This window comes from Sphingomonas ginsengisoli An et al. 2013 (assembly GCF_009363895.1).
Lineage (GTDB): Bacteria > Pseudomonadota > Alphaproteobacteria > Sphingomonadales > Sphingomonadaceae > Sphingomicrobium > Sphingomicrobium ginsengisoli.
This window is the reverse complement of sequence record NZ_CP045434.1, coordinates 1,058,840-1,074,257: the sequence shown is the minus strand read 5'-3', so window position 1 is coordinate 1,074,257 and position 15,418 is coordinate 1,058,840. Positions and strand designations below refer to the sequence as shown.

Below are 15,418 nucleotides of genomic sequence, written 5' to 3'. Positions count from 1 at the left end.
CCCGGCCGGCGACCTGGAGCGGTCCGCCTTGATCGGAATCGTACGCATCGCGCTTGCGCGGCCACTCACCTTCATCGTGATGGCGCTGCTGATCTCGATCGTCGGGGTGCTGGCCGCCTTTCGTACCCCGGTCGACATCTTCCCCAACATCGGCGTCCCCGTGATCGCCACCGCCTGGCAGTATCAGGGCCTGTCGCCCGACCAGATGTCGGGGCGGATCATCACCCCGTTCGAGCGGGTGCTGACGACCACGGTCAACGACATCGACCATATCGAGAGCACGTCGCTGCCGGGGATCGGGGTGGTCAAGATCTACTTCCACCCGGGCGCGGACATCCGCACCGCGACGGCGCAGGTCACCAGCGTCAGCCAGTCGGTGCTCAAGCAATTGCCGCCGGGCGTCACCCCGCCGCTGATCCTCAATTACAACGCCTCGACCGTACCGATCCTGCAGCTCGCTTTGTCGGGCAAGGGGATGTCGGAAGGGCAGATGTTCGACAGCGCGATCAACCAGATCCGGCCCGGGCTGGTGACCGTGCCGGGGGCGGCGATCCCTTATCCGTCGGGCGGGCGGCAGCGGCAGATCCAGATCGACCTCGACCCGCAGGCGCTGCAGTCGAAGGGCCTGTCCGCGCAGGACGTGGCGACCGCCATCGCCGCGCAGAACCAGATCACGCCGGCGGGCTTCGCCAAGATCGGCGACTTCCAGTATAATGTGGCGCTCAACAACGCGCCCAATTCGGTCGAGGCGCTCAACAACCTGCCGATCAAGACCGTGGGTGGCGCCGCCATCACCATGCGCGACGTCGCCCATGTCCGCGACGGGTCGGCGGTGCAGACCAACGTCGTCCACGTCGACGGCTCGCGCTCGGTGGTGATGACCATCCTCAAGAATGGCGTGACCTCGACCCTCGCCATCGTCCAGGGCGTCAAGGACGCGCTGCCCAATATCCAGGCGACGCTGCCGGCCAATTTGAAGGTCGTCCCGATCGGCGATCAGTCGCTGTTCGTGAAGGCGGCGGTGCAGGGGGTCGTCAAGGAAGGGGCGATCGCGGCGGCGCTGACCAGCCTGATGATCCTCTTGTTCCTGGGGTCGTGGCGCTCGACGGTGATCATCGCCATTTCGATCCCGCTCGCCATCCTGTCGGCGATCATCGCGCTGGCGGTGACCGGCAACACGCTCAACATCATGACGCTGGGGGGCTTGAGCCTCGCGGTCGGCATCCTTGTCGACGATGCCACGGTGACGATCGAGAACATCAACTGGCACCTCGAGCAGGGCAAGCCGGTGCGGCAGGCGATCCTCGACGGCGCGGCGCAGATCGTGACCCCGGCGTTCGTCTCGCTGCTCTGCATCTGCATCGTCTTCGTGCCGATGTTCTTCCTGCCGGGGGTGGCGGGCTTCCTGTTCGTGCCGCTGGCGCTGGCGGTGGTGTTCGCGATGATCGCCTCGTTCGTCCTGTCGCGGACGCTGGTGCCGACGATGGCGATGTATCTGTTGAAGCCGCATGGCGCGGGCGACGACCATGACCAGCACAGCGCGGGCTCGCCGACCTCGCGCAACCCGCTGGTCCGTTTCCAGCGCGGGTTCGAGAACCGGTTCGAGAGATTCCGCACCCGCTACGGCGGACTGCTCGAGCGCGCCTTGCAGACCCCCAAGCCGTTCGTGATCGGCTTCCTCGCGGTGGTGCTGCTGTCGTTCCTGCTGGTGCCTTTCCTTGGCCAGAACTTCTTTCCCTCGCTCGACGCGGGGCAGATCGCGATGCACGTGCGTGCGCCGGTCGGCAGCCGGCTCGAGAGCACGTCGGCCGAGTTCGACCGGATCGAGACGCGGATCCGCCAGATCATCCCGCCGGATGAGCTCGTCTCGGTGGTCGACAACGTCGGGCTGCCGGTGAGTTCGATCAACACGACCTACAATAATTCGGGGACGATCGGTCCGCAGGACGGGGACATCCTCATCCAGCTGAGCGAAGACCATCGGCCGACCGCCGACTATGTCGCCAAGCTGCGCGCCGCGCTGCCGCGCGAGTTCACCGGCTCGACCTTTTCCTTCCTGCCCGCCGACATCACCAGCCAGATCCTCAATTTCGGCGCGCCGGCGCCGATCGACATCCAGGTGGCAGGCGGGACCGACGCCGCGCAGAGCGAAGCCTATGCGAGGAAAATCCTGCGCAAGATCGCGCTCATCCCCGGCGTCGCCGACGCCCGCGTCCAGCAGAGCGCGCATTATCCGCAGCTCAACGTGACGGTGGACCGCAACCGCGCCGGGCTGATCGGGCTGACCGAGCGCGACGTCACCAACAGCCTGGGCGCCAGCCTGGCGGGAACCCAGCAGACCGCGCCGACCTTCTTCCTCAATCCGCAGAACGGGGTGTCCTACCCGGTGGTGGCGCAGACGCCCGAGCGCCAGGTGGCCTCGATCAGCGACCTTGCCAACGTGCCGGTGACGGGCAGCGGCGCCAGCGCCGCGCAGGTGCTGGGCGGGGTGGCGACGATATCGCGCGGCACCTCGCCGGCGGTGGTTTCGCATTACAACATCATGCCGACCATCGACATCTATGCGACTCCCAACCGGCGCGACCTCGGCGCGGTGGCGGGCGACATCCAGCAGGTGCTGGCGGGGATGAAGGGGCAGGCGCCCAAGGGCGTCACCGTCACGCTGCGTGGGCAGTATGAGACGATGCGCGCGGCTTTCTCGGGGCTCGGCTTCGGGCTGATCGGGGCGATCTTGCTGATCTACCTGCTGATCGTGGTGAACTTCCAGAGCTGGCTCGACCCGTTCGTGATCATCACCGCGCTGCCCGGCGCGCTCGCCGGGATCGTCTGGATGCTGTTCACCACCGGCACCACCTTGTCGGTCCCGGCGCTGACCGGGGCGATCATGTGCATGGGCGTGGCGACCGCCAATTCGATCTTGGTGGTGAGCTTCGCTCGCGAGCGGCTGGCCGAGCATGGCGAGGCGGCGAAGGCGGCGCTGGAGGCCGGGCTGACCCGCTTTCGCCCGGTGCTGATGACCGCGCTGGCGATGATCATCGGGATGCTGCCGATGGCGCTCGGCCTGGGCGAGGGCGGCGAGCAGAATGCGCCGCTCGGCCGGGCGGTGATCGGCGGATTGTTGGTGGCGACCTTCGCGACCCTGCTGTTCGTTCCCGTCATCTTCAGCCTCGTCCACCGCCGCCGCGCCGCCGCGGCCGCGACACCCGAACCCGTATCGATGGAGACTGCGCTTGCCTGAACCCGGCAATCAACGATCGCTCAAGGTCGCCGGAATCGTCGCCGCCGTGGTCGCGCTCGGGATTGCCGGCGCGGGCATCGCGTCGCGCCAGCACAATGAGCATGAGCTGGCCAGGGAGACCGCGGTCGGGTCGGTTCCGGTGGTGTCGGTCATCCACGCCGCGGCTGCGACCGCCAATGGCGAGCTGACCCTGCCGGCGACGCTGCAGGCATTGAACAGCGCGCCCATCTATGCGCGCACCAGCGGCTATGTTCGCAAGTGGTTCGTCGACATCGGCTCACCGGTCCATGCGGGGCAGGTGCTGGCGGTGCTCGACGCGCCGGAAGTCGACCAACAACTGGTTGCTGCCGAGGCCGACCTCCAGACCGCTCGCGCCAACCAGCAGCTCGCCGCGACCACCGCCGCGCGCTGGCGGAGCATGCTGGCCAAGGATGCGGTGTCGAAGCAGGAGACCGACGAGAAGGTCGGCGACTATGCGGCCAAGGCGGCGGTCACCCGCGCCGCCGCGGCCAACGTCAATCGGCTGCGCTTCACACAAGGCTTCACCCGGCTGGTCGCGCCGTTCGGCGGCATCGTCACCACCCGCTCGACCGAGATCGGGCAGCTGGTGACCGCCGGCAGCGCGGGGGCGGCGCCGCTCTTCACGGTCGCCGACGTCAGCCGGATGCGCGTCTTCGTCCATGTGCCGCAAAGCTATTCGGCACAGGTCCATCCGGGGATGCACGTGGCGCTGACGCTGCCCGAATATGCCGGGCGGACCTTCGACGCGACGCTGGTGCGCAGCGCGGGCGCGGTCGATCCGAGTTCGGGCACGGTGCTGGTCGAGTTGCAGGCGCCAAACGGCGGGCGCGAGCTCAAACCCGGAGCCTATGCCCAGGCGAGCTTCTCGCTTCCCGGGACCGCCAGCGCGGTGTCGCTGCCCGCCAGCGCGCTCATCACCAACAACAAGGGCACGCAGGTGGCGACCGTCGGTCCGAACGGCCATGCGGTGCTGAAGAACGTGACGCTCGGCCGCGATCTAGGCAGCACGGTGGAGGTCACCGCCGGCCTGTCGGCGTCTGACCGGGTGATCGACAGCCCGCCGGACTCGCTCCAGAACGGCGACCCGGTCCAGGTCCAAGCGGGCGCCCGTGCGGGGCGGTAGGGCGGCCCTGACCGGGGCGCTCCTGCTCGCCACGGGCGCGTGCGCGATGGCGCCGCCCTATGCGCCGCCGGCGGTGCCGACGCCCGCGCAATTTAAGGAGGCGCGCGGCTGGCAGGCGGCGGGGATGAACCTCGCGCCGGCCGGCCGCTGGTGGGAGATTTTCGGCGACCCGATCCTCAATGGGCTCGAAGGCCGGATCGAGGCGGGCAATCCGTCGCTCGCCGCGGCGGTCGCCCGCTATGATGAGGCGCGCGGGCTGCTCGGCGAAGCCAATGCCGCCCGCTTCCCCGAGGTGGGCGCGAGCGCCAGCGCCGAACGCACGCGCATTTCCGCCGGGCGGCCGCTGTCGCCGGGCAGTTCGGCGACCTACAATGAAGTGACGGTCGGGCCGTCGCTTACTTACGAGATCGACCTATTCGGGCGGGTGCGCAACTCGGTCCGCGCCGCCAGGGCGGGGGCCGAGGCGAGCGCGGCGGACGTGGCGGCGACGCGGCTCGGCCTCCAGGCGCAGCTCGCCAGCACCTATTTCGAGATGCGCGGGTTGGATGCGCGGACCGTGCTTTTGAGCCAGACGGTCGATGCCTATCGTCGCGCCTACGACCTGACCTCGACCCGGCATGACGGCGGCATCGACTCGGGCGTCGACGTCAGCCGGGCGCGGACCCTGCTCGCGACCGCGCGGGCCGAGCTGAACGCGGTCGCGATCGAGCGCCAGCGCGACGAGCATGTCATCGCCGTGCTGATCGGCGATGCGCCGGCGGCGCTGACGATCCCGGTCGCGGACCAGGCGCTGGCGGCGCCGACGATCCCCGCCGGACTGCCCTCGACCCTGCTCGAGCGGCGCCCCGACGTCGCTGCGGCCGAGCGCCGGGTGGCTGAGGCCAATGCCAAGATCGGGGTCGCGCGCGCCGCGCTGTTCCCGTCGCTGACGCTCGAGCTGGCGGGCGGTTTCCAGGCGTCGTCGGGGGCGCTGCTCAGCGCCGCCAACAGCTTCTGGGCGCTGGGGCCGCTGTCGGCGGCGATGGCGATCTTCGACGGCGGGCGCCGCCGCGCCGGCGTGCGGGTCGCCCGCGCGCAATTCGACGAGGCGGCGGCCAATTATCGCGAGACGGTGCTGACCGCCTTCCGTGAGGTCGAGGACGATCTGGCGAGCCAGCGCCTGCTCGCCGCGCAGGAACGCGACCAGCGCGAGGCGGCGGCGGCGGCCGACCACACTCGCGACCTGGCGCTGATCCGCTACCGCGACGGCGCCGCCGACTATCTCGAAGTCGCGACCGCCCAGACGACGGCGCTCGATGCCGAGCGGGCACTGGTCCAGGTCCGAACCCAGCAGATGACGACCGCGGTCGATACGGTGAGGGCTATCGGCGGGCTCTATTAGGCGAGCGTCGGCTCAGCCGAGCGAGGCCCGAAAAGCGCGCAAATTCAAAGGAGTGGAGGCCCGAGCCGGAATCGAACCGGCGTGCAAGGATTTGCAGTCCTCTGCGTCACCACTCCGCCATCGGGCCGCCGGGGGTGCGTTTGTCGGGGTTGGGCGGGAGTGTCAACCGGTGACGGCGGCATACCAGCGCAGCGCGAGGCGAACGGCGACATAGAGGATGAGGAGCGCGGTCACCAGCCGGACCCACTTGGGGTCGAGCGCACGGGCGCCGAGCAGGGCGCCGACCGCGCCGCCGGCGACCACCGCGGGGAACAGCGGCCAGTAGCTCGCGACCACGGCGGTGGTGGCGGCGGCGCCCTTCAGGGCCTGGCCGACCAGCCCGGCGAGCGAATTGACGAGGATGAACATCGCCGAGGTGGCGGCGATCGCCTTGGGGCTGCCCCAGCGGCGGACGTGGAGCAGGGGCGCGAGAAAGATGCCGCCGCCGATCCCGACCACCCCGGCGGCGAAGCCGAGCAGGCCGGCGGCGAGCGGCTCGATCCAGCCGCTGCGGTGCTCGGCGGGTTCCTCGTCGCGGCGCCAGAAGGGCTGCCACAACATGGTCAGCCCGGCGCACAGCAGCGACAGCGCGAGCAGGCCGAGGAAGAGCGTCTCGCCGACCGGGAGCCGGCCGCCGAGCGCGGCGGCGGGGACCGAGAGGACGAACAGCGGCCAGCTCCGCCGCGCGTCGAAGTGGCCGGCGCGGGCGAAGGCGAGCGTGCCCATCGTCACCACCAGCACGTTGCACAGCAGGCTGATGACCGGCACCGCGCGATAATCGACCCCGGCGAGGACGAGCAGCGCGGTGTAGGTCGAGCCGCCGCCGAACCCGACCATGGCGTAGATGAGGGCGGTGAACAGGAAACCGCCGGCGAGCAACAGCATGGATGTCAGAACCTTCGCGCCGCGAGCAGCGGCCCGCCCGGCCCTTGTTGCAGCAGGACAGCGGTCTTCCAAGCCGGATCGGCGGGTGGGGTGACGGCGAGGCGCAGCGGAGCGCCGGTCCAGCGCCCGCGGTCGCTCAATTCGGTGACGATGTTGCGGTGGGGGAGGGTGCGGCCGCCATTCTCGCCCGCGGTGATCGCGACCTGGCGAACGCGGGGATCGTAGCGGACCAGCCAGACGGTGGCGGGCTGGGTGGGCTTGCCGGGGCCGATGTTGATCGCGCCCGGCGCGGCGTCGATCGCCGGGCCGGCGGTGAGCGGGGGCGTGGTGCGGAGGAGCTGGTCGACCTGTCTGGGATTGCCGCCGACGATCGCCTGGCGGCCGTTCCAGATCATCTGCGGGGTCGCGACCTGGTTGCGGCCGCCGGCGTGGGCATAGTCCCATTGGCGGCGGGTGAAGGCAGGGCTGGCGAAGCGGTCCTTCCAGCCGAGCTGGTCCCAATAGGTCACCGCGAAACTGAGCGCGAGGACGTCGGGGCGGTCGGCGATCCGGTTCAGATTGGCATTGGCGGGCGGGCAGGAGGAGCAGCCCTGGCTCTGGAACAGCTCAATGACGCGGGGGTGGCGGGCGTCGCCGGCGATGGGCGGGGAGGCCGGCTTGGCGGGCGCGTCGCGCATCGGCTGGCCGCTGCTCGACGAGCAGCCGGTCAGCAGGGCGGCGATGAGCAGGGCGGCGCGGCGCACGTCAGATACCGGCATACCAGGCGTAGCCGGCGCTATCCTCCCAATAGCCGCCCTTGCCGCCGAACAGGTCGTCGAGCCGCTCGCGCGCCTCGATCCGCATGACGAACTTGGCCTGTTTGTAGCCGAGTTGGCGTTCGACCCGGAGGCGGATCGGGGCGCCGTGGGGGACCGCCAGCGGCTGGTCGTTCATGTGGGTGGCGAGGATGGTCTGCGGGTGGAAGGCGTCGACGATGTCGATCGATTCGTAATAGGGGCGCCCGCCGCTGTCGTCGGCGCAGTGGAAGACGATGAAGTTGGCACGGCTCGACAGGCCGGCGGCGCGGAGCACGGCGCCGAGCTGGGGCCCCTGCCACTTGCCGATCGCGCTCCACCCCTCGACGCAATCGTGGCGGGTGATCTGCGCGCGTTGCGGGGCAGCGTGGAGCTGGGCGAGGGTGAGCTGGAGCGGATGCGCGACGAGGCCGTCGACGACCAAGCGCCAGTCGGTGAAATTGGCGGCGGCATGGGCCTGATAGGCGGCGGCGGCGGGCATCGAATTGCCGTTGACGCGGAAGATCGGCGACATGTCGGCGGCGTCATATTCGCGGGCGAGCGCGTCGCACCCGGCGATCAGCCGGTGGGTGCGGTAGTGAAGCCCCTCGGCGCTTTGCAGCAGGTGCTTGAACTGGGGGACGGCGTAGAGCTTGTCGCAGCCCGCCAGCGTCAGGCTGCCGGCGCCGAGCGCGAGGCCGCGGACGAGGGTCCGCCGGTCGAGAACGGGATCGCTCATTCCGGGTCCCTTTCCTTCGGCAGGCGATAGCGGCCGGTGATCATCGAGCGGACCTCGTTGATCGGCCCGGCGAGCACCACCATCACGATGTGGACGATGAAGAAGCCGACCAGCAGGACGGCCGCGATGAAGTGGAGCGAGCGTGCCGATTGGCGGCCGCCGAACAGGTCGATGAGGAAGGACCAGCCCGAATCGAGCGCGGGGCTCATAGTCATGCCGGTGAAGATGATCAGCGGGAGGAGGACGAACAGCACCCCGGCGTAGGCGAGCTTCTGGAGGATGTTGTAGCGCAGCGCCGCGATCCCGGTCGGGAAGCGCAGCCGGGCATGGTCCTTGATGTCGTGCCACAGGTGGCGCGGCGCGACCTCGGCGGCGCGAATCCGCAGGTCCTGCTGGAAGTGGCGGTTGACCAGCGAGACGATCATGTAGGCGGTGAGGCCGAGCGCCAGCACCCAGGCGAAGGCGAGGTGCCAGATGCGCGCGTCGGCGAGGCTGTAGCTCGAGGGAATAGTCGCCCAGTGGGGGAAGGCGCGGTGCTGGACGGTGCCGTTCTCGGCCTTCCACACGCCGAGCACGCCGGTGGTCTCGACCTTGAGCGGGCCGACGCGGGCGAAGCCGCGCTCACCCACACTGCCGATCTCGAGCCAGGCGCGGTCGTAGTTGGCGCCATATTGGCCCCAGTAGAGGCGGGGGTGGGCGTTGAAGATCATCAGCCCGCTCATCAGCATGACGAGGAGGGTGATGGCGTTGACCCAGTGCCACAGGCGGGTCGACAGGCGGTGTCGCTTGACGAGGTCGCCGCCGCGGGGGGCGTCGGCGGGTGCCGGAGCGGCCGGCGGTTCGGGCCTCGGTTCGGGCAGGGGCGAGTCGAGCACGGTCGCCATGTCAGCGGCTGGCTGACCTGAGGGCAATCCCCGGCGGACGCGTGAGCATGAAGCGACTCCTTGCTTGCCGGGGGTAGGGAAAGCCACTAAGTCAGTCAACTTACTTATGGGACGGGCTCACGAAATCGAAGGACGCGGCGCGGTGCGGCGGCAACGGCTGGTCGCGGCGGCGGCCGAGCAGTTCCACCGCCGCGGCGTGCCGGCGACCGCGCTGGCCGACGTCGCGCGGGGCGCCGACGTGCCGCCGGGCAACATGTTCTATTACTTCCGGACCAAGGATGCGCTGGCCGAGGCGGTGGTCGCCGACTGGACGGCGCGGATCGAGGCGTCGCTGGGTGAACTCGAGGCGGCGAGTGCCGACCCGCGCGAACGGCTGGGGCTGCTACTCGAGCGGGCGGCGGGGCGAGGCGCCAACTATGCGGCGTATGGCTGTCCCCTGGCGGGGATCGCGCGCGACCTGCGGCAGATGGGGGCCGAACCGGCGCTGGCGGCGGCGCCGCTCAAGCGGCTGACGGCGTGGGTCGAGCGGCAGCTTGGCGAGGCGGGCGACGGCCAAGCGGCGCGCCACGCTTTGTTCGTGGTCGCCGCGCTGCAGGGGGCGTTCGTGCTGGCGCATGCGTCGGACGAGGCGGCGGTGGTGGACGAGGTCCGCCGCAGCCTCGACGCGTGGCTGGCAGGCGACGTGGCGCGCCGGGCAGGCTAGGGGCGCTTCATGCGAGTGCGGTTCTTCGGACTATTGGCGGATCTGGCGGGGCGCGAGCGCGCGCTCGACTGGCCCGGCGAGGGCGGCACGGTGGCGGCGCTGATCGAGCGGCTGGGGGCCGAGGCCGGGCTCGGCGCGGCGCTGGCGGGGCCGGGCGTGCGGACCTGTGTCGGGCGTGACTTCGTCGGGCCGGAGCAGTGGCTGGCGGGCGATGAGATCGTCGAATTCTGGCCGCCGGTTTCGGGCGGATGACGCGGATCGTGACCGAGCTGGTCCTGACGCCGTTCGACGAGGCGGCGCTCTATCGCGCCTTCGTCGCGGCGGTGCCGGCGACCAGCGGGGCGGTGGTCAGCTTCACCGGGCGGATGCGCGGGGCGGACGCCGAGGGGGCGGCATTGGAGCGGCTGGTGCTCGAGCATCATCCCGAGCGGACCGCCGAATCGTTGCGCGAGCTCGCCGAGCGGACGGCGGCGCACTGCCCGGTCGACTTGCTGCAGGTGATCCATCGCGCGGGGGCGGTGGCGCCGGGGGAGGCGATCGTGTGGGTGGCGGCGGCGGCCGCGCATCGCCGCGCGGCGTTCGACGCGGTTGACCAGCTGATGGATCGCCTCAAGACGGAAGCGGTGTTGTGGAAGCGCGAGGAAGGCCCGAGAGGACGGCGCTGGATCGAGCCGTGCGCTGGCGATCACTCGGACCGCGCGCGATGGGAGGATTGAGTTTGGGCGGACGGATCGACGAGAGCTTGCCGTTCCATGCGCTGCGGATCGCGGTGCTGACGGTGTCCGACACGCGGACCGAGGAGACCGACAAGAGCGGGGCGACATTGGTCGAGCGGCTGACCGGCGCGGGGCACGAGCTGGCGGGCAAGGCGATCGTCCCCGACGAGGTGGCGGCGATCCAGGGCGCGGTGCGCGGGTGGGTCGACGACGGGAAGGTCGACGTCATCCTGACCACCGGCGGCACCGGCTTCGCGCCGCGCGACGTCACCCCGGAAGCGATCCAGCCGTTGCTGCGGCGGACGATGGAGGGGTTTGCGGTGCTGTTCCACCAGGCGAGCCGGACGACGGTCGGGGTGTCGACGCTCCAGTCGCGCTGCTTTGCCGGGCAGATGGGCGATGCGTTCATCTTCTGCCTGCCGGGGTCGACCGGCGCCTGCCGCGATGCGTGGGACCTGGTGCTGGGGGAGGAGTTGGACAGCCGCTACCGGCCCTGCTCGCTGCCCGGGCTGCTGCCGCGGTTGAGCGATGCGGTGACGCATTGAGCGGGCTCAGCCATGTCGGCGACGACGGCCGGGCGCGGATGGTCGATGTCGGCGACAAGCCGGTCACCTATCGCACCGCGCGCGCCGAGGGCGAGCTCAGTTGCGCCGCTGAGACGCTGCGGATCGTCGCCGAGGGACGCGCGCCCAAGGGGGCGGTGGTGGCGACCGCCGAGCTGGCGGGGGTGATGGGGGCCAAACGGACCGCCGAGCTCATTCCGCTGTGTCACCCGCTCCCGCTGAGCAAGGTTGAAGTGACGATCGTTGCCGATGCGGAGCTGCCCGGCTTCCGGATCGCAGCCGAGGTTCGGACCAGCGGGCGGACCGGGGTGGAGATGGAAGCGCTGACCGCGGTCAGCGTCGCCGCGCTGACGTTGTTCGATATGCTGAAGGCGGTCGACCGGACGATGGCCATCGGCGGGGTGCGGGTGGTCGCCAAGAGCGGCGGGCGGTCGGGCGACTGGGCATGATCGGATTTGACGAGGCGGCGGCGCTGCTGGCGACGCTGGCGCGAACGCTGGGGAGTGAGGAGGTGGCGCTGGCGGAAGCGGCCGGGCGGGTGCTCGCCGCGCCGGTGGTGGCGGGGATCGATTCGCCGCGCGCGGACGTGTCGGCGATGGACGGCTATGCGGTGCGCGAGGCCGAAGTGGCGGCGGGCGCCGCGCTGCCGATCGTTGGGAAGAGCTATCCAGGGGCGCCGTTCGACGGGGAGTTGGCGCCGGGCAGCTGCGTGCGGCTGTTCACCGGCGCGGCGCTGCCGGCCGGGGCCGATCGGGTAGTGATCCAGGAAGAGGTCGACGAGGCCGACGGGGTGGCGCGGTTTCGCGGTGTGCCGGCGGGTCCGCGCTTCGTCCGCCCGCGGGGGAGCGATTTCCGGGCTGGTGAGACGCTGCTCGAAGTGGGGCAGCGGCTGACCCCGGGAGCGCTGATGGCGGCTGGCGGCGGCGACGCGGGAAGCGTGACGGTGTGGCGGCGGCCGCGGGTCGGGTTGCTGGTGACCGGTGACGAGCTGGTCGCGCCCGGCGAGGCGGCGGCGACGGTGGCGGCGGTGCCCGACAGCGTCTCCGCCGCGCTGGCCGCGCTGGTCGAAACATGGGGCGGGACAGTCGGGCGGGTCGAGCGGCTCGGCGACGATCTCGACGCCTCGGTGGGGATTGCCGGGGCGCTGCTCGACGCGAGCGACGTGCTGGTGATCAGCGGCGGGGCGTCGGTCGGTGAAAAGGATTTCGCCAAGGCGATCTTCGCCGCGCTGGGCGGGGAATTGCTCTTCTCCAAGGTGGCGATGAAACCGGGCAAGCCGGTGTGGGCCGGGCCGGCGCGGGGCAAGTCGGTGCTCGGATTGCCGGGCAATCCGACCTCGGCCCTGGTGACGGCGCGGCTGTTTCTCGCGCCCTTGCTGTGTGGATTGGGCGGACGCGCGTTCGGCGAGGCGCTGCGCTTTGGCGAGCGGGCGCTGGCCGCCGAGCTCGCGCCCGTCGGCGACCGCGAGACATTCTTGCGCGGGTTCGATGGCGATGGGTCGGTGGCGCTCGCCGACCATCAGGATTCGAACGGGCAGCGGACCCCGGCGAGCGCCGACCTGCTGGTGCGGGTGGCGGCGGGGACGGGCGCGCTCGCCGCCGGCACCCGCGTCGCGGTGCTGCCTTTGTGAGAAACTCACCACGCCATTCGAGCGGGCGACGGCCCGCTTCGACGAAGCGCGTGGGCAACGCTTGAGAAGCCGCCCCGCTCGCGTGTAAGGACGGTTGCACCGGCTGTTTTAACAGCATAACACAGCAGCCGACCGAGGGGTTTCATGGACTACGCAACCGCCCGCCGCGCCATGGTGGACAGCCAGCTACGCCCGCAGGCGGTGACCGATCCGCGCGTCATCGCGGCGATGGCCAGCGTGCCGCGCGAGCAATTCGTGCCCGCCGCGCTGCAGCCGATCGCCTACAACGACCGCATCCTCGACCTCGGCGACGGGCGTACCTTAAGCCCGCCCGCGACGCTCGGGCGGATGCTGACCGAACTCGAGCCGCGGGCCGGCGAGCAGGCCTTGGTGATCGGCACCGCGCCGGCTTATGCGGCGGCAGTCCTTGCGCAAATGGGCCTCAACACCAATTTGCGCGCCGACGGCGATCTTGCCGAAGGGCTGGTGGGCGGTGGACCCTACGATCTCATCATCCTCGACGGGGCGGTCGAGCTCGTGCCCGGCACCATCATCGCCCAGCTGCGCGAGGGCGGTCGGCTCGGCACCTGTCTGATCGAAAATGGGGTCCAGCGGCTGGTGGTCGGCCGGCGCTCGAGCGGGGGTTTCGGAACCCGCTCGATCGCCGACGCGGCGGCCGGGCCGCTGCCCGGGTTTGAGCGTCCCCGCGCGTTCGTTTTCTAGGAGTTTCCCGCTTTGAAGCGCTTCCTTCTCGCTACCGCCGCATTGGCCAGCCTGGCCACGCCGGCGCTTGCCGACACCCTGCGCGACGCGCTGGTCTCGACCTATCGCAACAATCCGACCCTGAACGCCCAGCGCGAGGCACTGCGCGGGACCGACGCGACGGTCGCGATCGCCCGCGCCGGGGCCCGGCCGCAGGTGGCGGCGACGGTAGGGGTCAACCGCGACCTCACCCGCTCGGGCGTGCTGGTCTCGACCCAGACCAAGGGGCCGACGATTTCGGGCGGGCTCGACCTCAGCCTGCCGCTGTTCCAGGGCGGGAGGGTCAAGAACTCGATCGCCGCCGCCAAGACCCGGGTCGAAGCGGGCCGGGCGACGCTGCGGGCGGTCGAGGGCGACACGTTCACCGACGCGACCTCGGCCTACATGGACGTGATCCGCGACCGCGCGATCGTCGAACTCAACCAGAACCAGATCAAGGTGCTGTCGACCGACCTCGAGTCGACCCGCGACCGCTTCCAGATCGGCGACGTGACCCGCACCGACGTCGCGCAGTCGGAAGCGCGCCTGAGCCTGGCGCGCGCGCAGTTCGAGACGGTCAGCGCCCGGCTTTCCGCGAGCGAGGAGAATTATCGGCGGGTGATCGGGCGCCGGCCCGACCAGCTGCAGCCGCCGCCGCCGCTGCCGCCGCTTCCGGCGACCGGCGACGAGGCGGTGCGGATCGCGCTTGCCAACAACCCCGACCTGATCGCGGTGACCCGCGCCGCCACCGCCGCCGGGTATGACGTCCGCACCGCCCGCGCCAGCCTGCTGCCGACCGTCTCGGCGACCGCGTCGGGCGATTATGTGAACGCGCTCGGCGGGACCAGCGTGGTCGGCATTCCGCGCTCGGGCACGCAGACCACGGTCGGCGTCAACACCCGCATCCCGCTCTACCAGGGCGGCCTGCCCGCGGCGCAGATCCGCCAGGCGCAGGCGTTCGAGGGCCAGGCGCTCGAGCAGGTGGTCGGGACCGAGCGCGCGGTGGTCGCCAACGCGCAGTCGGCGTGGGCCGCCTACACCGCGGCGCAGCGCGCGATCCAGTCGAACCAGGTGGCGGTTAGCGCCAACCAGCTCGCGCTCGAAGGCGCGCGGGCCGAGCGTTCGGTCGGCACCCGCACGGTCATCGAAGTTTTGAACGCCGAGCAGGAATTGCTCAACGCGCAAAGCTCGCTGGTGACCGCCCGGCGCGACGCTTATGTCGCCGGCTTCCAGCTGCTGAACGCGATGGGCCAGGCGCAGGCCGACACGCTCGGGCTCGACGGCGGGCCGCTCTACGACCCCACGGGCAGCTATCGCCACACGGTGAAGAGCTGGAGCGACTGGGCGCACGACCCGCGCTACACGGTGGTGTCGACGCGGACGCTGACCCCGTCGGAAGCGCAGCCGCTGGCCACTCCGGTGCAGCCGATGCAGCCGGGGGTGGCGGGGCCGCCGCGCTAAGGCTACCGTCGGCGCCATGCAGGACCAGACCGATCCGTCGATGGAGCAGGCACTCGCGGCCATCAAGCGCGTGATGGCCGAGGACAAGGGGCAGCGGGCGGCGAGCAAGGCCGCCGCGCCGCCGCCGGCCGAGTCGGCTGCGGGAGAGAGCGGGGTCGACAACGACCCGGTGCTCGAGCTCGACCAGCCGTTCATCGAGGACATCGGGCTGCCGATGATCGACTTGACCGCGCCGCTGGTCGACGTGCCTCACGAGGAGCAGGCGGGCGAGCCGCTGATCAGCGAGGTCACCGCCGAGACGACCCGCGCAAGGCTGGCCGAGCTGCAGCAGGCTGCGAGCGCGCCGCCGCCGTCGCCGCCGAGCGATCAGAACCCGTTCGAGCGGATGGTGCGCGAGATGATGCGTCCGATGCTCAAGGACTGGCTCGACGAGCATTTGCCGCGCGTCATCGAGGAACAGGTCAAGCGCGAGATCGGGCGGATTACGGGCCAGCGCTTCTAGCGCATCTTGCGGTTCATTA

At 70.8% G+C, this 15,418-nt stretch carries 16 protein-coding genes and 1 tRNA gene; 12 read left to right on the top strand and 5 right to left on the bottom strand.

Annotated features, from left to right (window positions below):
• Positions 1–28 precede the first annotated feature (28 nt).
• The 3 genes from GCU42_RS05195 to GCU42_RS05185 are packed head-to-tail and all read left to right on the top strand — an operon-like array spanning position 29 to position 5,763.
• The gene (locus tag GCU42_RS05195; RefSeq protein ID WP_114226549.1) at positions 29–3,238 is read left to right on the top strand and encodes an efflux RND transporter permease subunit; all 3,210 of its coding nucleotides are present in this window, start codon (positions 29–31) and stop codon (positions 3,236–3,238) included.
• Entirely contained in the window at positions 3,231–4,382 is a 1,152-nt protein-coding gene (locus tag GCU42_RS05190) for an efflux RND transporter periplasmic adaptor subunit (RefSeq protein WP_114226548.1), read from the top strand. The genes GCU42_RS05195 and GCU42_RS05190 overlap by 8 nt, the downstream gene beginning before the upstream one ends.
• Before the next feature lie 46 nt (positions 4,383–4,428).
• The gene (locus tag GCU42_RS05185) at positions 4,429–5,763 is read left to right on the top strand and encodes an efflux transporter outer membrane subunit (protein ID WP_114226547.1); all 1,335 of its coding nucleotides are present in this window, start codon (positions 4,429–4,431) and stop codon (positions 5,761–5,763) included.
• A 53-nt stretch (positions 5,764–5,816) separates the two neighbouring features.
• Here GCU42_RS05185 and GCU42_RS05180 read toward each other — a convergent pair.
• From GCU42_RS05180 to GCU42_RS05160, 5 genes are all read right to left on the bottom strand, one after another.
• Positions 5,817–5,890 (bottom strand) — tRNA-Cys (locus tag GCU42_RS05180).
• Between the two features lie 35 nt (positions 5,891–5,925).
• Positions 5,926–6,687 (bottom strand): sulfite exporter TauE/SafE family protein, encoded by a 762-nt coding sequence (locus tag GCU42_RS05175; protein WP_114226546.1) that lies wholly within the window; start codon positions 6,685–6,687, stop codon positions 5,926–5,928.
• 5 nt (positions 6,688–6,692) lie between these two features.
• Entirely contained in the window at positions 6,693–7,430 is a 738-nt protein-coding gene (locus GCU42_RS05170) for a DUF1223 domain-containing protein (RefSeq protein WP_240309343.1), read from the bottom strand.
• 1 nt (position 7,431) lies between these two features.
• Positions 7,432–8,199, bottom strand: a complete 768-nt coding sequence (locus tag GCU42_RS05165) for a molybdopterin-dependent oxidoreductase (protein ID WP_114226544.1) — start codon at positions 8,197–8,199, stop codon at positions 7,432–7,434.
• Entirely contained in the window at positions 8,196–9,083 is an 888-nt protein-coding gene (locus GCU42_RS05160) for a cytochrome b/b6 domain-containing protein (RefSeq protein ID WP_114226543.1), read from the bottom strand. The genes GCU42_RS05165 and GCU42_RS05160 overlap by 4 nt, the downstream gene beginning before the upstream one ends.
• A gap of 142 nt (positions 9,084–9,225) precedes the next feature.
• On the opposite strand from GCU42_RS05160, the gene GCU42_RS05155 reads away from it, so the two are divergent.
• From GCU42_RS05155 to GCU42_RS05115, 9 genes are all read left to right on the top strand, one after another.
• Positions 9,226–9,786 (top strand): TetR/AcrR family transcriptional regulator, encoded by a 561-nt coding sequence (locus GCU42_RS05155; protein WP_162789136.1) that lies wholly within the window; start codon positions 9,226–9,228, stop codon positions 9,784–9,786.
• Positions 9,787–9,795: 9 nt separating this feature from the next.
• A complete protein-coding gene (locus GCU42_RS05150) occupies positions 9,796–10,038 on the top strand; it encodes a MoaD/ThiS family protein (RefSeq protein WP_114226541.1) in 243 nt (80 codons plus the stop codon).
• An 8-nt stretch (positions 10,039–10,046) separates the two neighbouring features.
• Positions 10,047–10,502 (top strand): molybdenum cofactor biosynthesis protein MoaE, encoded by a 456-nt coding sequence (locus GCU42_RS05145; RefSeq protein ID WP_205214931.1) that lies wholly within the window; start codon positions 10,047–10,049, stop codon positions 10,500–10,502.
• The gene (locus tag GCU42_RS05140; RefSeq protein WP_205214930.1) at positions 10,490–11,047 is read left to right on the top strand and encodes a molybdenum cofactor synthesis domain-containing protein; all 558 of its coding nucleotides are present in this window, start codon (positions 10,490–10,492) and stop codon (positions 11,045–11,047) included. Before GCU42_RS05145 ends, GCU42_RS05140 begins: the two co-directional genes overlap by 13 nt.
• A complete protein-coding gene (gene moaC / locus GCU42_RS05135) occupies positions 11,044–11,514 on the top strand; it encodes a cyclic pyranopterin monophosphate synthase MoaC (protein WP_114226538.1) in 471 nt (156 codons plus the stop codon). Before GCU42_RS05140 ends, moaC begins: the two co-directional genes overlap by 4 nt.
• Positions 11,511–12,695 (top strand): molybdopterin molybdotransferase MoeA, encoded by a 1,185-nt coding sequence (locus GCU42_RS05130; RefSeq protein ID WP_114226537.1) that lies wholly within the window; start codon positions 11,511–11,513, stop codon positions 12,693–12,695. The genes moaC and GCU42_RS05130 overlap by 4 nt, the downstream gene beginning before the upstream one ends.
• Positions 12,696–12,839: 144 nt before the next feature.
• Positions 12,840–13,418: a protein-L-isoaspartate O-methyltransferase family protein gene (locus GCU42_RS05125; RefSeq protein WP_114226536.1), complete on the top strand. Its 579-nt coding sequence runs from the start codon at positions 12,840–12,842 to the stop codon at positions 13,416–13,418.
• A 12-nt stretch (positions 13,419–13,430) separates the two neighbouring features.
• Complete coding sequence (locus GCU42_RS05120) at positions 13,431–14,897, top strand: TolC family outer membrane protein (protein WP_114226535.1); 1,467 nt, start codon at positions 13,431–13,433, stop codon at positions 14,895–14,897.
• Positions 14,898–14,913: 16 nt separating this feature from the next.
• The gene (locus GCU42_RS05115; RefSeq protein ID WP_114226534.1) at positions 14,914–15,399 is read left to right on the top strand and encodes a DUF2497 domain-containing protein; all 486 of its coding nucleotides are present in this window, start codon (positions 14,914–14,916) and stop codon (positions 15,397–15,399) included.
• Positions 15,400–15,418: the final 19 nt, after the last annotated feature.

Bases quoted from the DNA above. Each gene is read 5' to 3' on its own strand.
- GCU42_RS05185 (WP_114226547.1), top strand. From the start codon at position 4,429: ATGGCGCCGCCCTATGCGCCGCCGGCGGTGCCGACGCCCGCGCAATTT.
- GCU42_RS05175 (WP_114226546.1), bottom strand. From the start codon at position 6,687: ATGCTGTTGCTCGCCGGCGGTTTCCTGTTCACCGCCCTCATCTACGCC.
- GCU42_RS05165 (WP_114226544.1), bottom strand. From the start codon at position 8,199: ATGAGCGATCCCGTTCTCGACCGGCGGACCCTCGTCCGCGGCCTCGCG.
- GCU42_RS05160 (WP_114226543.1), bottom strand. From the start codon at position 9,083: ATGGCGACCGTGCTCGACTCGCCCCTGCCCGAACCGAGGCCCGAACCG.
- GCU42_RS05150 (WP_114226541.1), top strand. From the start codon at position 9,796: ATGCGAGTGCGGTTCTTCGGACTATTGGCGGATCTGGCGGGGCGCGAG.
- GCU42_RS05140 (WP_205214930.1), top strand. From the start codon at position 10,490: ATGGGAGGATTGAGTTTGGGCGGACGGATCGACGAGAGCTTGCCGTTC.
- GCU42_RS05130 (WP_114226537.1), top strand. From the start codon at position 11,511: ATGATCGGATTTGACGAGGCGGCGGCGCTGCTGGCGACGCTGGCGCGA.
- GCU42_RS05125 (WP_114226536.1), top strand. From the start codon at position 12,840: ATGGACTACGCAACCGCCCGCCGCGCCATGGTGGACAGCCAGCTACGC.
- GCU42_RS05115 (WP_114226534.1), top strand. From the start codon at position 14,914: ATGCAGGACCAGACCGATCCGTCGATGGAGCAGGCACTCGCGGCCATC.